Here is a 19936-nt window from a genome sequence, read left to right on the forward strand (position 1 = left end):
TTCTGTCATTCCCACAATCCCTGCCGCTTCTCAGCAGCCGGATGGGCCGCGATAAACATAGCATCCCCAAAGGAGAAGAAACGGTAACGTTCCTTCACTGCTTCCCGGTAGGCGTTTAAAATATGCTCCCGTCCGGCCAGCGCGCTGACCAGCATCACCAGTGTGGACTGGGGCAGGTGGAAATTCGTAATCAGGGCATCCAATACCTTAAAACGGTAACCCGGATAAATAAATATCTCTGTCCAGCCGGTTCCTGACTTAAGCACGCCGTCCTCTGTGGAGGCTGATTCAACGGTCCTGCAGCTGGTAGTGCCCACGCAAATGACCCGGCCTCCGGCCGCCTTGGTGTCATTCACCTTCTTTGCCTCGGACTCCTCCACAATATAAAACTCGGAATGCATATGGTGGTCCTGAACATTCTCCACCTTAACAGGGCGGAATGTACCCAAACCCACATGGAGGGTCACGTGGGCAATCTTCACTCCCATGCCCTCGATCTCATCCAAAAGCTCCTGTGTAAAATGCAGGCCCGCCGTAGGCGCTGCCGCGGAGCCTTCATGTCTGGCATACACGGTCTGGTAGCGGTTCTTATCCTTCAGCTGGTGCGTAATATAAGGCGGCAGGGGCATCTGGCCCAGCTGGTCCAGGATTTCCTCAAAAATCCCCTTGTAATAGAACTGAATCAGACGGTTTCCGTCATCCACGGTATCCACCACGGTTCCTGTCAGCAGGCCCTCGCCGAATTCGATGACAGTCCCCGGCTTTGCCTTCTTGCCCGGGCGCACCAGTGTCTCCCATATATCATTCTCCCCGCGCTTCAGCAGAAGTATCTCTATTTTTGCCCCTGTATCCTTCTTCACCCCGAAAAGCCGGGCCGGTATGACCTTTGTATCGTTAATCACCAGGCAGTCACCCGGCCGCAAGTATTGCGTGATATCCTTAAAAATTCTGTGCTGTATCTCCCCTGTTTCCCGATCCAACACCATCAGCCTCGACGCAGAACGGTCCTCCAAGGGGTCCTGGGCAATCAGTTCTTCCGGCAGTTCATAATCAAAATCCTTTACATCCATGGTCAATCTTATCCTCCAAGCCTATTCTATCTTCACACTGGAACCGCCTGCTGTGCCGGAACCGCCTTCCTCCTCCAGAATAACCGTACTGTCTCCTGTCCCGGTCTCTTCCTCGGAGGAATGGACCACTGCCCCGTTCCTTAAATCCTTGTAAATTCCCGCAAGAACCGTATCACTCTCAATGGCCTGTCTCAGCCTCTCATTGACCTGGTTGGACAGCAGCTTCACATCCTCAGACTGGTTCTGCTTTGCCACATAATCCGCTTCATCACCCACTACATTCTCGCGGATAATGAAATTGCCGTTGTCATCCTTGACCACATAACACCACATAAGGCCCGGCGCCAATGTCTCCACGCGCCTGAACTTCACCTCATAGGTGACATAGGCCACATAGGAATCCGCTGTAAGCCCCGGCTTGGTATAGCAGACGATATCCACATAATCCTCAATGTATACCGCCTCATTCTTCAGTTCTTCCTTACGCGCATCCAGCCCGGTATCATCGCTTTTCCCGAATATCCGGTACAGCGTCTGGGCGTCCTGGTCCACCTTTGCCTGAAAATACTCGCTAATCAGCTGGTTTACCTGGGGTATCTCGTCCTTTTTCAGCTCATACTGGGAAAAATCCGTGGTGTACTGGTTATTGTCCGGCTCCACCCCTCCATCCTCCGGCGAGGCGGAGCTGTCGCTGCTTATATTGATATCCTCATCCGTGGAAAGTGATACGTCAGTTGAGGCGGATGCTTCCTTATCCGACGGCTTCCTGTCCATCACCAGTATGATTGCCACCAGCACCAGCACAATAACCAGCGGGATTGCCGCCATGCGCATATATTTTATCTTATCGTCCGCGGAACGTCTGCTGCCTGTCCTTCTTCTGTTTTGTCTCATGATTCAGTCCTCCTGTCCCGACTGCGAAGCCCGGAGTATGTTAGTATTCAAGTATCTCCGCTCTATTCTAGCAAAAAGCGGTTCAAATTGCAATCTGTACCAAAAAAATACCGCAGATAATCCAAAGCTGAAACAGATTATCTGCGATATCCTGACAAGGTATGCCATCATCCGGCAGAGCGACTCATTCTTTTATCCTGTAATCGTCCCTTGAAAATGTATGCGGCCATCTGCCAACCGCCTTCCATTCTCAGGCATATGTATATAATTTTATTTGTCTCGGTTCTTAAGCATCTCTTTAACCACCCCCGTCAATGCAAACAGCGCAATCGCATTGGGAATAACCATTAACTGGTTAAACATATCAGATAATGACCATACCAAATCACTTTCCCCGATTGTTCCAAGGAAGATAAATACCAAAGCAACAAGCACGAATGGTTTTTGTGCTCTTTTCCCAAATAGATAAGTCACATTAATTTTTGCAAATAAGTTCCAACCAAGAATTGTGGAAAATGCAAAAAAGAACAAACAAATAGCTACAAAAACAGCGCCGGCCCTGCTTCCGTACACAATCCCAAAAGCTGCCTGGGCAAGGTTTGTATTTTTTAATGTCTCCGCCGCTTCTCCTGCATAACCATTTGCCAAAGGACCATTTCCTGCATAAAGTGTGGAAATAATAACCAATGCATTCAGTGTAAGAACGATAAAGGTGTCAATGAATACACCAACCATTGCCACGCAGCCTTGTTCATGCGGATTTTTCACCACTGCAAGTGCATGGGCATGCGGAGTGGAACCCATACCGGCTTCATTTGAAAACAGGCCTCTTTTTGCTCCCTGGCTAATAGCCGTCTTAATTGCCATACCAAATCCGCCGCCAATAATTGCCTGTGGCTGGAATGCGTATTTAAAGATCAGACCAAATGTTTCCGGAATATACTGAAACCGCACCACGAGTACTCCCAAACCGCCGATCAGGAAAAATGCCGCCATGACCGGAACTAATTTTTCGGTAACGGAAGCAATCCGGTCTACACCTCCCATGAAGATAAATCCACAAATAATAACAAGGATGATACCAACAACCCAGGATGGAATCCCGAATGCCATCTGAATTGTGGAACCAATTGAGTTCGACTGTACCATGCATCCAAAGAATCCAAGAGCAAGAATAATTGCGATCGAAAAAAAGCCTGCCAGGAATTTTCCGAATTTACCGTTAAAGGCTGTCTGGATATAGTACACCGGTCCGCCCTGAATATTGCCCTCCGCATCTGTCACACGTGTCTTCTGCGCTAATGTTGCTTCTGCGTAAATGGTAGCCATGCCCAAAAATGCGATAATCCACATCCAGAAAATAGCTCCGGGTCCACCGACAAGAATCGCTCCGGCTGAACCGACAATATTCCCGGTGCCAACCTGTGCTGCGATTGCTGTTGCAACCGCCTGAAATGAGCTCATTCCGCCTCCCTGTGAACCGCCCTGTAGTGAAAAACCGCCAAAAAGCTGTTTCAATCCCTTCCAAAGATACCTCTGGACACATTTCGTTTTGATTGTATACCAAAGGCCCACAGCCACCAAAAGAAATACAAGAATGTAATCAGAAAGGTATGAATTAATTGTGTTAACTATCTGCAGCATATAATGTCTCCTCCTAAATATATAAGTGTAGGGTTTTAGTCCCCAAGATATATAATGGCAATGGGGAATGTGCTATACCAAAATACTATATATTCAAAGACTTCCCTTTGGGCTTCCTTGAAGTCCGGTATACATATAAATACACTCTTTCTTTAATACTGGATGGAATGACTCTATGTATACGTTATTATGCATACGTTATCATATATTTCACTATAGTAACAGTATACTCCTTAAAATTTCCAAAATCAATTCACGAATCCCGATTTGGCGTTAAGATTGTGTGAAAATTAATGAAAATAAACGTTTTTTTAACACTCTTTATTTCCCCTGTTTGAATATGTTTTCATTCTCACCGGCACATATTATTGAATAACTGACTGGTTTTAACCGGCAGACAAAACAGGAAAAGCCGCGGAATCAAGCTTTGACCTGACTCTGCGGCATCCGCAACGATTAAAAATATGCAATTTAAAATGCGTCTGATAGGAATCGAACCTACGCACGCGGCTCCGGAGGCCACTGCTCTATCCACTGAGCTACAGACGCATCCCCATTATGATACTATATTTTTCCTGAAACTTCAAGTCCTAATTTTACACTTTTATCCTTTTCTTCTTTCCTACCAGTTTAAACACAGAATCCATCAGAAACACGGCCAGGGCAATGGCGCCCGCAATCTGAAGGGTTTCCACCAGATAATACATGGATTCTTCCCTGCTGTTGCGGATAACATAATACACGCTGTTATAGATGGATGTACCGGGCACCAGGGGAAGGATTCCCGGCACCAGGAACACACTGACCGGAGCCCTGAAAATCCTGGCAAACAGGTGCCCCATAAGGGCCACGGACAGACTGGCCAGAAATGCTCCCAGTATCATGGAGCCGGAGCCTGCCTTTACCAGCAGATATACCAGCCAGCACACTCCGCCGGTCAGCCCAGACCACCCCAGATATTTCCTCGGCATCTCCAGCACCAGCCCGAAGCTGAGTACTGCCATAAACGAACCTGCCACCTGAATCGCAGCTACCATATTCCGCCTCCTCCTGCCATCTGGTGGAACAGGGCCATGCCTGCACCCACTCCGGCAGCCACCGCCAGAGCAGTCACCACTGCCTCCAGCATCCTGGCCGCCCCTGAGGAATAATCCCCGTTCAGAGTATCCCTTACCGCCGTGGTAAAGATAACACCGGGCAGCAAAGGCATGATGGCGCTGATGATAACCACGTCATTACTGGCTCCTGTCAGAATCCACCGATTCATGGCCAGGGCAGCAATACCGATGGTAAACGCCCCCAGCCCATTGACGCAGAAATCATTGAATCCCAGACCTGATATGGCGTATACCACCAGTCCCAGAATTCCGCCGATTACAGCAGCCCCCAGGCAGTCCGCAGGACTCCCGCCAAGGACCACGCCGAAGAATACGGCGATAAACGCATAACTGAGGGCCTTTAACTCCCTTTTATACTGGCAGCTGTCCTTTATTTCTTCCAGCTCCCGGTATGCCTCCTTAGGGCTCATGAGGCCGCCGCACAGCTTCCTGGACACCTCATTCACACGGTATATCCGGTTCAGGTTGGTAGAGCGCGCCTCCACCCTTCGCACCAGGGTCAGCGCCTCCCCATCGGGGCTGTCCAGACTCACAAATATGCCTGTGCTGAATACCATGGTCTGTGCGTTCCTTCCATGGCAGCACCCCAGTATATAATGTATGGTTCCCTCTATCCTGGCAATCTCGGCTCCGCTTATCAGCATAATTTCTCCGGCCAGGACAGCGGTACTGGCTATCAGATGGTCCTCGCTCCAATGATGTTCGTCCACTCGTCCCCATTCCTTTCTGAAACTATAATCGAGTATATCAGTCCCATGGCCATCCGTCAATTTCATTTCTTGCCATTTTCCTGTGATATCCCCGCCATTCCCGCCCGTGTAGTCTATAAAACGACAATACATCCTTGAACCCCCCATAAAATATAGCGTTTTCCGCCCTGAGACTCTCCCAGACAGCCTGGCGGCCAAAAAAATCCCGTTCCCCTCTATTGACAAACATGTCCTTATGGATTAAGCTGGTGTCAATTCATTTAATTTCTGATATTCATTTATATTTTGATATTCATTTTATCCATCTGGTAATTATCCAAGGCGATTTCACCGGAATTTCCCTTATTATTCCATTCAGGAAGATATGGAACTGTTATTCAGTTTACATAAATAATATTAAAGGGGGTATACATTTGGTATACGAACAATTTTTAACTGCTGTAAAAGAACGCATGAAAGCGGCCCTGGGAGACGACTATGAGCTGGAGTTGCGCAAGGTTCCCAAAAACAACGGGCTCATTCTGGATGGACTGTGCATCACCAGAGGGAATACCCATATCGCTCCTGCCATCTACCTGAATCCCTGCTATGACCAGTACCGCGAGGGAATGCCTTTAGACCAGATTGTGGCAGAACTTCTGGCCCTGTACCGCCGGAACGGTACACCGCCGCCCCTGGACTACCAGATGCTGTCCGATTATGAGGGCATACGCTCTCATATTGCCTGCAAACTGATACATGCCGCCTCCAATGAAGCCATTCTGAAGGACATCCCTCATATTCTCTGGATGGATCTGGCTATAGTATTCTACCTCTGTATTCATGAGGACGATACCGGCCTCATGACCGCCATGATTCACAACAGCCATCTGCGTATCTGGAACATTTCCCTGGAAGATTTAAAAACCTCTGCCCTTGCCAATTCTCCACGGCTGTTTCCTCCTGTCATCTCCAGCATGGCTTGTATCATCGAGGAGCTGAACCGCCAACTGAATCCCCATTTTCAGGAAACCGGACCAAGGCCGGAAACCCCTGCCCCGTTTTACGTTCTCAGCAACCGCTCCGGCATCAACGGCGCTGCCTGTCTCCTGTATGAGGACGTATTAAAAAACTTCGCGGAGGGGGTGGAAAAGGATTTGATCATCCTTCCATCCAGCATCCACGAAGTCCTGCTGCTGCCTGACGACGGCGATATTTCCTATGCGGAGATGAGCCGGCTGGTAACTCACATTAACCGGTCCGAGGTCCCCAAGGAAGACCGCCTGTCCAATCAGGTATATCTCTATTCAAGGAATACCGGGGACATCACCATGGCATCCGCCGGCCCCGCTTCCGTTTGCTGACTTTAAACTTACAGACTGCCCCGGCTGATCCCGATACGTCCATTATCCAGATATTATTAAAATATCAGACTGCCCAGCTGGAATACCAGCATGGCCCCTGCCCAGGCCACGGCCAGCTGAAACAGCACCATTCCAATGGTCCATCTCCAGGAACCCGTCTCCCGCTTAATGGTTGCCACTGCCGCGATACAGGGCGAATACAGGAGGCAGAATATCATCAGGGCATAGGCGTTTACCCCCCCAAAACCAGCCATGGCAAGCTGTGAGGAAAGTGCTGTCATACCGGCAGCGGAGTTTACATTGTTGATTCCGTAAAGGACGCTGAAACTGGAGACAACCACTTCCTTTGCGGAAAGACCTGAAATAAGGGCCACCGCCACCTGCCACTGCCCCAGACCAGCCGGTCTCAGCACCGGCACCAGAACATGACCGATGACTGCCGCAAAGCTGTCGGACACATCCGACACAAATCCCTCCGGACCAAGGTTTAGTACAAACCAGAGCACGATGGAAGCAATGAAAATCGTGGTTCCGGCCTTACTGAGATAGTCCTTCACCTTATCCCATACATAGATGGCCACCGTACGGCCGTTAGGCGTCTTATACTCAGGCAGTTCTATCAGCAGAGCGTTCTGGGCGCTGTCATTCTTACCATGGATATGTACGATAAATGCCACCAGAATTGCCATACACAGGCCGATGATATAAAGGGAATAGGCCACAATCAGGGCCCTGTCCGGAAAAAACATCTCCGAAAATAATACGTAAATCGGCAGTCTGGCGGAGCAGGACATAAAGGGCGTGATTAATATAGTCCTCCTTCTGTCCTTCACACTCTCCAGAGCCCTGGTAGCCATGACCGCGGGAACCGTGCAGCCAAACCCTAAAAGCATGGGCAAAAACGCCTTGCCGGACAATCCTACCATGCCCATGGTTTCATTCATCACATATGCCACTCTTGCCATATAACCGCTGTCCTCCAGGAAAGCCAGGGCCAGGAACAGAATAAAAATATTGGGCAGGAATGTAAGTATGCCGCCCACGCCCGCAATGATACCGTCCACAATCAGGGAAGTGATCCACTGGGCCGCGTGCACACTGGTGAGAAGTGACAGGACTGCGCCGGAAAACATATCCAGCCCCATCTGAAAATACTCCTTTAAAAAATCACCCACTGTAAACGTGAGGAAAAATACCAGAGCCATGATACCTAAGAACACAGGAATACCCCACACGGGATGGGTCATGAGCCGGTCCACCCTGTCCGTGGTGGCAGCCTTTTCATCCTTGTTAAACAGGCACTCCTTTATGACCTCTTCTATATAGTCATACTTCTCGTTGATGATTTGTTTTTCATAATTGCGCGGAAGAATCCGGCTCACATCGTCCAGGGGATGATCGTCAATCACCACCTGGTCAAACTCCAGGAACTTAATGGCATGCCAGCGCATGTTATCCATCTCACCGTACTTTTTAAACAGCGCTTCCTCAATCAGCCTGATTTTTTCCTCCGCCTCCTGGCTGTAGCGTATAACCACACCCTGAGGCCCCTCCTCATAGTGGTGGACCACTGCGTGCATCAACACATCCAGTCCTGTCCGTTTCCTGGCTGATACGGGGACTACGGGTATCTCACCCAGCATCTCGGGCAGACGGTGCATATCTATCTCCATGCCCCGTTCTTCCACAATATCCATCATATTCAAAGCCAGGATTACCGGCTTCTTAAGCTCAATGAGCTGCATGGTCAGATACAGGTTTCTCTCCAGGGAAGACGCATCCACCACATTGATGATGACATCCACGCCGCCGTCCTCAATGCATTTGCGGGTAACCTTTTCCTCTATGGTATAGGAGGTAAGGCTGTAGATGCCCGGCAGGTCAATGACCTTGATGGGACGCCCTTTATAGCTGGTCTCTCCTTCCACCCGCTCCACCGTAACACCGGGCCAGTTTGCCACCTTAAGCTTAGCGCCGGTAAAGGCGTTAAACAACGTGGTCTTGCCGCAGTTGGGATTGCCCACAAATCCAACTGTAATCGGCGTCCTGTCATCCTCATGCTGCTTTGAAGAATCCAGCTTCTTCTCCCTGCTGTCTCCCAGAATCACACTGCCGTATGTATCCGTACCATTTGCCCTTGCATGTCCGCTCATGATGCCTGTTCCTCCCTGACCGTAATACCTTCAGACAAGCGCTTTCCCAGGGCCAGACGTGTCCCGCGCACCTTGATGATAACGCTTCCGCTGCCTTTCTTATTCAATATATTCACCGGCGTCCCCTCATTGACCCCCAGGGCCTCAAGACGTCTGGTAATACTCTCATCCACCTGCACGCCCGATACAACATACCGGCCGCCGATTTCACACTCGTTCAGCTTTTTCTGCATTGCTGCCTGTCTCCTTTTGTAGTTACATTTTAACCATATTCATTGTATGCTTATTGCGAAAAAATGTCAATAAAAAGAGTTTGTTATGACAAACTCAATTTCAAAAAAGAGGATGCAGCGAATCTCTCCGCTGCATCCTTTCTATACGTTTCGGTTCTATTAATATTGATTTTAGGCTTTACTGCACCCAGGCTCCGGAACCATCCACATATTTTCCATCCGGCGTCCATGTATTATAATACATGGCTCCGTTGGTGCCCAGATAGTAGTACTTGCCATTGATGGCCTGCCAGCCGGTGAGCATAGCGCCGCTGGGGTCTAAGTAATACCACTGTCCTCCCAGCCTCTGCCAGCCGGTCTGCATAGCGCCGCTGCCGTCCAGATAATACCATCTTCCATTAATGGCCTGCCAGCCGGTCTGCATTTCACCGCTGCCGTTCATATAATACCATTTGCCGTTGATGGCCTGCCAGCCGGTCATCATGATGCCGTTGGACGGATTCAGATAATACCAGGTTCCGTCCAGCTTCTGCCAGCCGGTGAGAATATAGCCCTTGTTATTGAAATAATACCATGCGCCGTTAATCTGCTTCCAGCAGGATGCCGGATATCCGCCTGTATCATAAGCATACCACACGCCTGTACCGTCCTGCTCCCAATGCCCGCTTCCGCCATAGCGGCCAAGCTCATCCTCATCAATATACAGGGAGCTGGAATCCTCGGACCATTCACCTGTCTTATTGTTGTAACGGGAAATGGCCCTTACACGGAAGGTATAGTCTCCTTCCCGGTTAAAATAGCCTGCAAAGTTATAGGAGGTTCCTGTGGTGCTGACCGTAGTGACTGTCTTGTCGTCACGGAGGAGTTTCACATCGTAGCTCTTAGCGCCCTCAATCTCCTCCCACTCAGCCGTGGTGTCACTCCACTCCAGATCCGACGCGCCCTGAAGCTTACCGCCGATACGTTTTAGCTCAGCATACACCTCAATGTACTGGCCATCGTCATAAATCTTTGCTTTCTTGAAATCCGCATTACATCCGGAAAGAGAGAAATGGCTTTTAGATGTGTAGGAGAACTTGTATCCGTCCTTGGCGGACAGCTCCACCTTTACCTCCGGTATATCTCCCACCGTCCAGGTATCCTGGTCCTCTATATTAGTATATTCGGCAGAGTCCACTTCAAATCCGCTGCTGCCCGCCTTAACTGTAATATCCCCTATCTCATCTCCGCTCTCAGGCGCCTTTGAATAGGAAAAGCTCAGCTTCACCGTGTCAATCTTCTTATCTGCTGCCAATGCCGTGAAACTACTGCCCAATACCATGGATGCTGCCAGCAGCAGACATAGCCCTCTTTTTCTCCTCATAAAACTTATCCTCCTCGTCTATATTTGCAACCAGTTGTGATTATTGCCTATCTTTATTATAAAGTAGTGGCATCTATAGTACAATTTAATAATCCTTAAAAGAATATTACATTTTTAGGTATAATGTTCCATGAGTTACATAAAATTACATATCCTGCAGCATTTTCTTGATTTCTACCATTCTGTCACGCAGCCTTGCCGCCTCCTCGAAATTCAGCTCCGCGGCGGCCTGGTGCATCTTCTTCTCCAGTTCCTTTGACAGCTTCTTTAATTCCTTCTCGTCCATGGACTCTGGATCCTTCTTAAAGTGCTTATCATCTGCATTCACAGCCTTGGATATGGCAATCAAATCCCTGACAGCTTTCTTGATGGTGGTTGGAGTAATTCCATGTTCCTCGTTGTACCTCTGCTGTATCTGGCGCCTTCGGTTGGTCTCCTCAATCGCCACAGCCATGGAGTCCGTCACCTTGTCCGCATACATGATAACATGGCCTTCGCTGTTGCGGGCAGCACGTCCAATGGTCTGAATCAGGGATGTCTCCGAACGCAGGAATCCCTCCTTATCAGCATCCAGGATAGCCACCAGTGTAATTTCAGGAATATCAAGTCCTTCCCTCAACAGGTTGATGCCCACCAGGACGTCGAACACATCCATACGCATATCCCGAATAATTTCAGCCCGTTCCAGCGTATCGATATCCGAGTGAAGATATTTTACCCGGATACCCACCTCTCTCATATAGTCGGTCAAATCCTCTGCCATCCGTTTGGTCAGAGTGGTGATAAGCACCTTGTGACGAGCCGCCACTTCCTTGTTTACTTCAGAAACCAGATCGTCAATCTGACCCTCCACAGGCCGCACCGATATCTCCGGATCCAAAAGTCCGGTGGGACGTATGATTTGTTCCACTCTCATAAGCTCATGCTCTGCCTCATAAGCAGACGGAGTCGCTGAAACAAACATCATCTGATTGATTTTAGACTCAAACTCAGGAAACGCCAGAGGTCTGTTATCCAGGGCAGACGGCAGGCGGAACCCAAAATCCACCAGCGTGGTCTTTCTGGACCGGTCCCCGGCATACATTCCGCGCACCTGAGGAAGAGTTATGTGAGACTCGTCCACAATAATCAGGAAATCTTCCGGAAAGTAGTCAATCAGCGTACAGGGCGGTTCCCCGGGCAGGCCTCCGGTCAGATGCCTGGAATAATTCTCTATGCCTGAACAAAATCCGGTCTCACGCATCATCTCCACATCAAAGTTAGTCCGTTCCGATATGCGCTGGGCCTCCAGAAGCTTATCCTCACTCTTAAAGAATGTAACGCGCTCCTCCAGCTCTGCCAGGATGTTCTCTGTGGCTTCCATCATTTTTTCCTTTGGCACCACATAATGGGATGCCGGGAAAATAGCCACATGACCCAGCTGAGCTTTGGTTTCATCTGTCAGAGAATCTATTTCCGATATCCGGTCCACCTCGTCCCCAAAGAATTCCACCCGGTAGGCCACCCCATCGGAGTATGCCGGATAAATATCCAGTACATCCCCCCGCACACGGAAGGTTCCCCGCTTAAAGTCCATATCATTCCGGTCATACTGAATGTCGATGAGCTTGTGAATGACCTCGTCCCTGTCCTTGATCATACCGGGTCTCAGTGAAATAACCATCTCCTTATAATCAATAGGACTGCCCAGACCGTAGATACAGGATACGGAAGCCACGATAATCACATCCTCCCGTTCGGACAGGGCGGCGGTGGCGGAATGGCGCAGCTTGTCTATCTCATCATTAATAGACGAATCCTTTTCAATGTAGGTGTCCGTGGACGGGACGTAGGCTTCAGGTTGGTAGTAGTCATAGTAGGACACAAAATATTCTACTGCGTTACTCGGAAAATACTCTTTGAACTCACCATAGAGCTGAGCCGCTAATGTTTTATTGTGCGCTATTACCAAAGTCGGCTTATTCAGTTGTTCGATCACATTTGCCATCGTAAAGGTCTTTCCGGAGCCTGTAACCCCCAGTAAAGTCTGGAATTGGTTGCCTTCCCGAAACCCTTTGACAAGGGCTTCTATCGCCTGCGGCTGGTCGCCGGTAGGGGTGTATTCCGAGTGGAGTTTGAAGATTTTTTGTTCATTTTGCACAAATACTCACCTCTGATTTCATAGTGAAAAAAAGACGCATGTCAACCAAAAATTCGTCAAGGAATATTTCATTTTCGTCAAGAGATTTTTTCAAATTGGAGCAAAACAAGCCCTTGACGAATGCTGTTCACAATTTGCCTTTTTTGCTACTCAGCGTACCTCCGTAATTCTATACGGACCGGACAGCACTGAAAGAACTTTTTTATCTTATCACAAATCATCAAATTTGTATAGATGCGAAATCGAACTTTTGTTCTTTTTATCCTATGTATGGGAGAAATTCTGTTACATCCAACACGATATCCAGCAGTTCCTTTTTAAAAAGCTCTGTTTCTTCCAGGTTCGGTAATACTTCTCTCATATACTCTTCCATTTCTGGTACGCCATCTGCTATGATACCTCTATTATCCGCATAAACGTCCATTGTTATAAGTTCTTTGGCATGTCCCATGAGTTTTGATACCGCCTTTGGATTAAATGCCTCTTTCAGCAGGAGTGTACAATAGGTGCTGCGCAAATCATGCCAGCGAATGTCTGGTAAGCCATTTTCAGAAAGGAGCCGTTTATAATACTGGCAATGAAATCCTTTACTCCTTGCTCTTCCATAGTTGGAACAACAAATATAGTCCAGATCCTGAAACTCTCTCTTTCTGCGGTTTCTGTTTTTCTCATACACCTGGCGTTCTTTTAAGATTGCCTCAAAGACATAATCAGGAATCGGAATTTCTCTGTAACTGGATTTTGTCTTTAACCCTACCTCCTGCTTTGTAAAAGTTTTTGGAGCAAAGTCTTCTTTTGCTGCGTTATGTACTTTCCCTAGCTGGCGTTCTACCTTTAAGGTGCGGTTGATATAATCAATGTCTGAATATTTGACACCATTGATCTCGGATCTGCGAAGCCCCATAAGCACATTAAACAGCACCTGCATGTGAATCGGCGTATCTTTACTTTTTTCCAGCAAAACCTGTATCTGCTCCATCGTCAGCGTTTTCTGCGTGTCGATATTTCGGGTTCTGAGACCTGGTTTCTTCTGCGTCTTTTCTGCTTTGGGAAGCCCTATCCCATCCACCGGGCTGGCCTGGATTACTTTGTTCGTTACCGCATAACGAAAAGAGACATTCATGATTGTTTTTACCAGCTCTGCTACCGGCCTCGAATAGTCTGCCTTGGTATTAAACAACTTTTGAATGTCTCCACGGGTAACATCCATCATTTTTTTCTTACCCAGAATGGGAATAATGTGATTCTTTACTATTCCGCAATAATTATAATAAGTTTCATGGCTGTCTGTGCGTTTTTTCAAATCTGTTTCAAGCCAGAACATCATAAAATCGGCAACATTAACCTTTGAATATACAACAAACGTACCATTATATAATTCTGCAATCGTCTTCTCTCTTGCCTTATTTGCCTCCTTCTCTGTTTTGAATCCGGACTTCTGCTGTGGTTTTTCGCTTCCGTCCGGATATTTCAAAAATACTCTGTAACCGAAGTCGGAGCGCACAGGCATTACCTGTGACACTCTCCAATCGACATAATTTTTTAAACTCAAATCTAACATGCAGAAACACTCCCTTCTGGAATAAAAGTATGATTCATAAAAGTAATAATCTGCTCATTTTCATCCATGACCTCACAATAATATTCAAACGTTGTATTGACACTTGCATGTCCTAACAAGGCAGATATCTTGATCAAAGGAACTTTCTGCTCTATCAATATCGTCGCATACATATGTCTCAACCCATGAACCGTAATGTGGGGTAAACCATTTCTGGAGCATAATTTTGTCAAAGCACTGTTCATTGCGGCAGTGGAGTGCGGCAAGCCATTTTCCTGGCACGAGATATAATCGTGGTCAAAATATTGTTCGCCATACTGCTGCTTATTTACTTCAACCAAAGCTTTTCTTTTCTCAATTTCCTTCACAACAGCCTCCGGTATCCGCAACAGCCGATAACTGTTATCTGTCTTCGGTGCTTTCTCTATAACCTCATACGATTGAATTTTTCTTTCCCCCTTCGGAATCATAGGGTTCGATGTAATTTGCCGCTGAATATAGATTGTCCTGTTTTCAGTATCAAAATCTCCAAATTTCAATCCTGAAATCTCACCTTTTCTGAGTCCGCAAAACAACCCCAGCAGAATCTCCAGATACCATCCGCTATTGTAAGCAGCTTTCAGGAGCTTTTTTACATTTGCTTTGTTTAAAACAATGATGGTCGGCTTTTTCCTCGGATATGGCTTCGTTGCCAGTATCGGATTAGCCTTGATATATTCTTGTATTACGGCCTCTTTCATTGCCATATTTAAGAACTCTCTGGACTTGTTACCAGCGGACTCACATGTCTTTGATACGACGGCCAGCAGGGAATCAAAATACTCCTCATTGGCATATCGTAGTTTTATATTCTGCTGCATATTCGGAAGAATCAAGTCATACAGCACATAGGCACATACCATACGGGTTGTATTCTCAATCCGCTGGGAAAATACATCTTCAAACCAATAAAGCAGATAATCTTTTAAATCAACATCTGAATTTGACTTTGCCGACATCTGATAGGCTCTGGAAGCTTTCTTGAATTCTTTCTCATATCGGTAATAGCTGGCTTCTGCCTCTTCCTCGCTCTGAAAACCTCCACGTTTACTATACTTTACAGAACCATCTGGCTGCAGCAGTTTCACTCTGTGAACCCAGGCATTTCCTTCATAAAAGGCAACTCCGTTCTTTTTTGCTGGTTGCTTCACTAAATCACCTCGCTCATATACCACCATTTAGCCATTCATCAAATCCTCTCTTTGGCACTCTAAAGAGCTTACCAATTTTAAGAACTTTAAACGGTGGATCTTTCTGCTTATACACTTCTTCAAGGAAAGAATAGGCTTTACTTTTTCCTATTCCAAGCATACACTGAATATCAGCTGCCAGGTATACCTGCTGATCAACCATCACTTCATTATCTACATCTTCTACCATTGTCTATCTCCTCTCTTTCTCTATTTTTAGCATCTTTCATTCCCGCTATCATAAAATGATTTTTCTTACAGCTGAAGTGGTTCAGTATAGGATTGGATATAAAGTCTCTTCATATATCTTATACGAATCTAATACCCTGTTTTTCAACTGTAATTAGCATATTTTTTCTATAAAATAAAAGAAGTGTATTTGGGGCACACTCGATCAGGTCACTTCCTGCGCCAATGTTTTTGCCGCGTATTTCAGGTATTGCTATGCAATTTTTAAACAGAGGGCGGGCTCACACATGGTCATCGCATACTATCCGTCTGTACCTGTATAACTCCTGAATGGTGCTCTAAAATTATCAAGGTGCACTGGGTTTTCCATATTCCGGATTTAACCCATATGCTATATAAATAAAGGAGGCTCCCTCCTTTTTCTGCAAGTTATTAAAATGAATCATTATTTTTTATACTTGAAAATCTGGCACAACATTGGCACAATCCCGCACAAAATTGGCACAGTTCTGCTCTTTCCCCGTAAATAAGGATATGTTACACTAAATATGCTTAAAACTGCACCCAAAAGCAATCCGGGCTGATACGCACCTTTCCAAAAAGGTGCTTTTTTTGCGCCTTTCACCGCAATCCGGATTTTCTCACCTTAACAGCCCGGAAGAAAGACGGCCATGCCCACCTGTGGCATGGTTTTTCTTTCCCACCAATCATATTTAAAGGAGGTCCACAAATTGAAACTGAAAACCAAACTGCAGACACCTGCCACGGCAGGAAAGAACCCCCGCCGCAGATTTCCTATTGCAAAGGCGGCCTATTATCTCTACCTGTGTTTCATGATGTTTCTGATATCCACCCAGCCGGTTTTCGCTGCGGATGTGTGGTCAAAAGCAACGGAGATCATGAAGGATGTTTACAACCAGATTGTACTCATTTCCACGGTGGCTGCTATCGTTACTGCCTCTGTTGCCCTTCTGATGATGAACTTCTCCCGTTCCGGCCGCACAGTGGATGAAAGTCGGGCATGGTTAAAACGGATCTGTATCACATGGGCGATTTTAAATGGCCTAGGATTTATCATGGCTTATGTTACCCCGTTTTTTGCTGACGGCAAATGGAACGGGTGACCCGCATCCTGAAAGAAAGGAGTGATCTTTTTTGGGTATTTTAGACGGCATCGTGGAATGGATTGCCGAACAGGTAATGAATATTCTTGACCTGATAACCACCTCCGTACTGGGTACTCTCGGCTGTGATATGACGGTGTTTCTCCGCTATTTTCCCGCCGCTGAAACCATGTACAAGGTTTTTGTAGCACTTTCCATCGGCATCATACTCTTAAACTGGGTATGGCAGCTGTTTAAAAACTTTGGGTTGGGAGCCGGTATCGAGGCAGAGGACCCAGTGCGCTTAAGCCTCCGTTCCGTCCTTTTCATCCTTCTGGCATACTTCTCCGATGGGATTGTTGACACGGTTTTAAAGATTGGCGGACCCCCCTACCACTGGATCATGGATTCAGAGCTGCCAACATTAAGTTTTGCGGATTTTAACTCCGTCATGCTTGCCATTATCGGCGTCTGTGCCAATGGTGCTGTAGCACTGATCGCACTAATCATGGTGCTGGTGCTGGCATGGAACTATCTGAAGCTCCTTTTCGAAGCAGCGGAACGGTATGTCCTTCTGGGTGTTCTGGTCTACACAGCTCCGATAGCTTTTTCCATGGGTGCATCCCAGTCCACCTCAAACATCTTTAAGTCGTGGTGCCGGATGTTCGGCGGACAGATATTCCTTCTGCTCATGAATGCCTGGTGTCTGCGCCTGTTCACATCCATGGTCGGAGCTTTTATTGCAAACCCGCTGTCATTATAAATTAAGGAAAGGAAAGGCAATTATTATGAAAAAAAATAAACGGATACTTACCATGATTTTTCTGACTGCACTTCTCTTATGCCTGTCCTGTCAGACAGTCTTTGCTTTTTCAGAAAGTGACGCACAGGCCCAGGTGGATGCGGCAGGCAAGGCAGCAGTTTCCGGCAATGTCCTGGTCTGGTTTCTTTGTGCGATTGCATTCTTAAAGGTATCGCAAAAGATCGATTCCTTTATGTCAAGCCTGGGTGTCAACGTGGGACACACCGGAGGCTCCATGATTGCAGACGCTATGATTGCAGCGAGAGGGATCGGCGCTGCCCGGAACTTCTCACGGCAGCATTTTAGAGGCGCACACAGCAACAACTCCTCCCATGTAAACCATACCTCCAATCATCAGGGAAGCTCCAGTGGGTTCATGGCAGGCGGCCTCGCAGGCGTTGTCAGCCGCCAGGTCACAAACAGCGCTATACAGACAGCGACTTCCCATACGGAAAGCCACAGTAAAAGGGAAGGCGGTAGGACCAGAGGTTTCGCTGCTGCTGTATCAGAAGGAATCGGAGGGCATATGTATACCACCTCTGTCGTGAAAGGCGGTGATTTTGCAAATGGTGTCATTGGAACGGTTGCCACAGGAAATATCGCATTCGCAGGCTCCATAACCGGAGAAAAGGCGGTCCAGGCTCTGCACTCCTACATGGGCTATGCCGCACTGGAAGAAGGCACCGGGCATGTTCCGTCCTTTACCAACGTAGAGATTGGCGGAGGCCGTATCACCGGCACGGAGATTTCCGAGGAACATTCGGAAGGGATTTCCTTTGGAATGTATCACACTGCCCAATATACCGCCCCTGAAGGTGCTTATGCGACGGTACAGGCCGTAGACGGTACTTCCTGGTACAAGCAGTATGCACAGGATGCAGTGGAAAAATCCCCTTATATGGCGGCAGACGGTTCCATTGCCTATAATGAAACGATTGTGAAAAAGCTTCCCCCGGCACCCAAAAGAAAGGATAGGATATAGATGGCTGATGAACAAAGAAATGGGCTTTCCGAAGCCTTTGAAACCGGAGCATCTACAACGTATCTGATCCATGGTGCCGTAAAAACCGGAAAAACAGTTTCTGGCGCTGCAAAGGGTGTTGCCGCCGGTGGTCCTTATGGTGCTGTCGCCGGGGCTTTGTGGGAGGGCAGAAAACACATTGGCAGGATTGCTGCCGCTGTTGTGGCTCTTTTGTTGATCCCTGTCCTTTTCGTGCTAATGCTCCCTGGACTGATTTTTAACGGTTTTACGTCTGCCTTCTCTCCTGCTGATCCGGAAACTCCTGTTCTCAACAGCGAAACTGCAATCATAGAAAATGCCAACACCATAACCTTCACCATCAGCAGCATCCTGGGCGAAGGCATGGAGGATGTCATAAAACGGATCGAACGAGATTTTGCCGCCTCGGACGGGGATGGGATGGAAGTGATCAATCCCTATGAGATAAGCCCTATATACAATGCCAATCTTTTTGTTTCCCAATACTGTGCGGCAAAAGAAAAGGAATTCGCGGATATCTCCATTGCAGATATGGCAACTGTCATGCGCCGTGGGAAATCCTACCTTTATTCCTACCAACGAACAGAGGAAATACGGAAAAAAATCGTAGAAGACCCGGATACCGGAGAAGAAACTACAGTATCTGAGAAATGGATGCTCTATACCATTACCTATAATGGGGAGGCTTATTTTGCCGACCAGGTATTTGCTCTTACGGATGAACAGAAAAGCCTTGTCTCTGATTATGCACAGAACCTGAGCCTTTTTCTTGGTGACGGCCTGATCCAGAACCTGGAAGGCTGGGAAGGAAACAGTATCCCGTCTCTTGGCAATGTACGGTTTACAGATGGCAGTACAGAAGTTGTCTATTTCAATCAGATGGATGAACGCTATTCCAGTAAACCCTATGGCACAGACTATATCGGCGGCTCCGGCTGCGGCCCGACTTCCATGGCGATTGTTATCTCTTCTTTGTCGGAAGAAATCGTTGACCCGGAACGCATGGCGCAGTGGGCCTATGAAAACGGCTACTGGTGCAAGGGCAGCGGCTCCTACCATGCGCTTATCCCCGGAGCCGCCGCACACTGGGGGCTTGCAGTTTCCGGATGCTCCGCCTCAGAACCCCAGCGGATACTGGATGCCCTGGCGGAAGGAAAGCTGGTAGTGGCCATCATGTCAAAAGGACATTTTACCAATGGCGGGCATTTTATCGTGCTGCGTGGTGTAAAGGGCGGAAAAATCCTTGTAGCAGACCCCGGCAGTTATAAACGGAGCGGCCAGCTCTGGGACCTGTCAATTATACTAAATGAAGCCAGCCAGCGCGCAGGTGCGGGCGGCCCCTTCTGGATCATCGGATAAAAAATCTGTCGCGGTCCAGATGAAA

At 47.7% G+C, this 19936-nt stretch carries 17 protein-coding genes and 1 tRNA gene; 5 read left to right on the top strand and 13 right to left on the bottom strand.

All coding sequences use genetic code 11. The features are described 5' to 3' along the window. Nucleotides 1–5: 5 nt before the first annotated feature. The 6 genes from queA to LA360_RS08080 form a co-directional block, all read right to left on the bottom strand. The gene (gene queA / locus LA360_RS08055) at nucleotides 6–1070 is read right to left on the bottom strand and encodes a tRNA preQ1(34) S-adenosylmethionine ribosyltransferase-isomerase QueA (protein ID WP_057572882.1); all 1065 of its coding nucleotides are present in this window, start codon (nucleotides 1068–1070) and stop codon (nucleotides 6–8) included. A gap of 21 nt (nucleotides 1071–1091) precedes the next feature. Continuing rightward, a complete protein-coding gene (locus tag LA360_RS08060; protein WP_022201189.1) occupies nucleotides 1092–1964 on the bottom strand; it encodes a hypothetical protein in 873 nt (290 codons plus the stop codon). A gap of 270 nt (nucleotides 1965–2234) precedes the next feature. Next, on the bottom strand, nucleotides 2235–3608 hold the full coding sequence (locus tag LA360_RS08065) for an alanine/glycine:cation symporter family protein (protein ID WP_022201190.1): 1374 nt from the start codon (nucleotides 3606–3608) through the stop codon (nucleotides 2235–2237). A 477-nt stretch (nucleotides 3609–4085) separates the two neighbouring features. Then, nucleotides 4086–4157 (bottom strand) — tRNA-Arg (locus tag LA360_RS08070). 47 nt (nucleotides 4158–4204) lie between these two features. Further along, the gene (locus LA360_RS08075; RefSeq protein WP_022201191.1) at nucleotides 4205–4645 is read right to left on the bottom strand and encodes a threonine/serine exporter family protein; all 441 of its coding nucleotides are present in this window, start codon (nucleotides 4643–4645) and stop codon (nucleotides 4205–4207) included. Further along, the gene (locus tag LA360_RS08080; RefSeq protein ID WP_057572883.1) at nucleotides 4639–5436 is read right to left on the bottom strand and encodes a threonine/serine exporter family protein; all 798 of its coding nucleotides are present in this window, start codon (nucleotides 5434–5436) and stop codon (nucleotides 4639–4641) included. The genes LA360_RS08075 and LA360_RS08080 overlap by 7 nt, the downstream gene beginning before the upstream one ends. Nucleotides 5437–5849: 413 nt before the next feature. Here LA360_RS08080 and LA360_RS08085 point away from each other — a divergent pair, with 413 nt between their 5' ends. After that, nucleotides 5850–6779 (top strand): DUF5688 family protein, encoded by a 930-nt coding sequence (locus tag LA360_RS08085; protein ID WP_002583978.1) that lies wholly within the window; start codon nucleotides 5850–5852, stop codon nucleotides 6777–6779. Between the two features lie 56 nt (nucleotides 6780–6835). Here the strand turns inward: LA360_RS08085 and feoB are convergent, their stop codons facing one another. The 7 genes from feoB to LA360_RS08120 form a co-directional block, all read right to left on the bottom strand. Then, a complete protein-coding gene (gene feoB / locus LA360_RS08090) occupies nucleotides 6836–8932 on the bottom strand; it encodes a ferrous iron transport protein B (protein WP_022201193.1) in 2097 nt (698 codons plus the stop codon). Next, complete coding sequence (locus tag LA360_RS08095; protein WP_002566972.1) at nucleotides 8929–9165, bottom strand: FeoA family protein; 237 nt, start codon at nucleotides 9163–9165, stop codon at nucleotides 8929–8931. Before LA360_RS08095 ends, feoB begins: the two co-directional genes overlap by 4 nt. A gap of 178 nt (nucleotides 9166–9343) precedes the next feature. After that, on the bottom strand, nucleotides 9344–10528 hold the full coding sequence (locus LA360_RS08100) for a PspC-like choline-binding domain-containing protein (RefSeq protein WP_022201194.1): 1185 nt from the start codon (nucleotides 10526–10528) through the stop codon (nucleotides 9344–9346). Between the two features lie 145 nt (nucleotides 10529–10673). Then, nucleotides 10674–12668: an excinuclease ABC subunit UvrB gene (uvrB, locus tag LA360_RS08105; RefSeq protein WP_174713911.1), complete on the bottom strand. Its 1995-nt coding sequence runs from the start codon at nucleotides 12666–12668 to the stop codon at nucleotides 10674–10676. Nucleotides 12669–12927: 259 nt separating this feature from the next. Beyond that, entirely contained in the window at nucleotides 12928–14229 is a 1302-nt protein-coding gene (locus tag LA360_RS08110; RefSeq protein ID WP_112481685.1) for a site-specific integrase, read from the bottom strand. Further along, nucleotides 14223–15446: a site-specific integrase gene (locus LA360_RS08115; RefSeq protein WP_112481684.1), complete on the bottom strand. Its 1224-nt coding sequence runs from the start codon at nucleotides 15444–15446 to the stop codon at nucleotides 14223–14225. The genes LA360_RS08110 and LA360_RS08115 overlap by 7 nt, the downstream gene beginning before the upstream one ends. Continuing rightward, nucleotides 15433–15648: a DNA-binding protein gene (locus LA360_RS08120; protein WP_225537440.1), complete on the bottom strand. Its 216-nt coding sequence runs from the start codon at nucleotides 15646–15648 to the stop codon at nucleotides 15433–15435. The genes LA360_RS08115 and LA360_RS08120 overlap by 14 nt, the downstream gene beginning before the upstream one ends. Nucleotides 15649–16378: 730 nt before the next feature. Here LA360_RS08120 and LA360_RS08125 point away from each other — a divergent pair. From LA360_RS08125 to LA360_RS08140, 4 genes are read left to right on the top strand one after another with little or no spacing between them, the layout of a single operon-like run. Continuing rightward, nucleotides 16379–16771 (top strand): fimbrial protein, encoded by a 393-nt coding sequence (locus LA360_RS08125; protein WP_112481683.1) that lies wholly within the window; start codon nucleotides 16379–16381, stop codon nucleotides 16769–16771. 31 nt (nucleotides 16772–16802) lie between these two features. Beyond that, nucleotides 16803–17513 carry a hypothetical protein gene (locus LA360_RS08130; protein ID WP_112481682.1) on the top strand — a complete coding sequence of 237 codons (711 nt, stop codon included), beginning with the start codon at nucleotides 16803–16805 and terminating at the stop codon, nucleotides 17511–17513. A 25-nt stretch (nucleotides 17514–17538) separates the two neighbouring features. Further along, nucleotides 17539–18534: a hypothetical protein gene (locus tag LA360_RS08135; RefSeq protein ID WP_112481681.1), complete on the top strand. Its 996-nt coding sequence runs from the start codon at nucleotides 17539–17541 to the stop codon at nucleotides 18532–18534. Continuing rightward, nucleotides 18535–19911, top strand: coding sequence for a C39 family peptidase (locus LA360_RS08140; RefSeq protein ID WP_112481680.1), 1377 nt, complete (start codon nucleotides 18535–18537; stop codon nucleotides 19909–19911). It abuts the gene before it with no gap. The last annotated feature ends 25 nt before the right edge of the window (nucleotides 19912–19936 follow it).

This window comes from Enterocloster clostridioformis (assembly GCF_020297485.1).
Classification (GTDB): Bacteria; Bacillota; Clostridia; order Lachnospirales; family Lachnospiraceae; genus Enterocloster; species Enterocloster clostridioformis.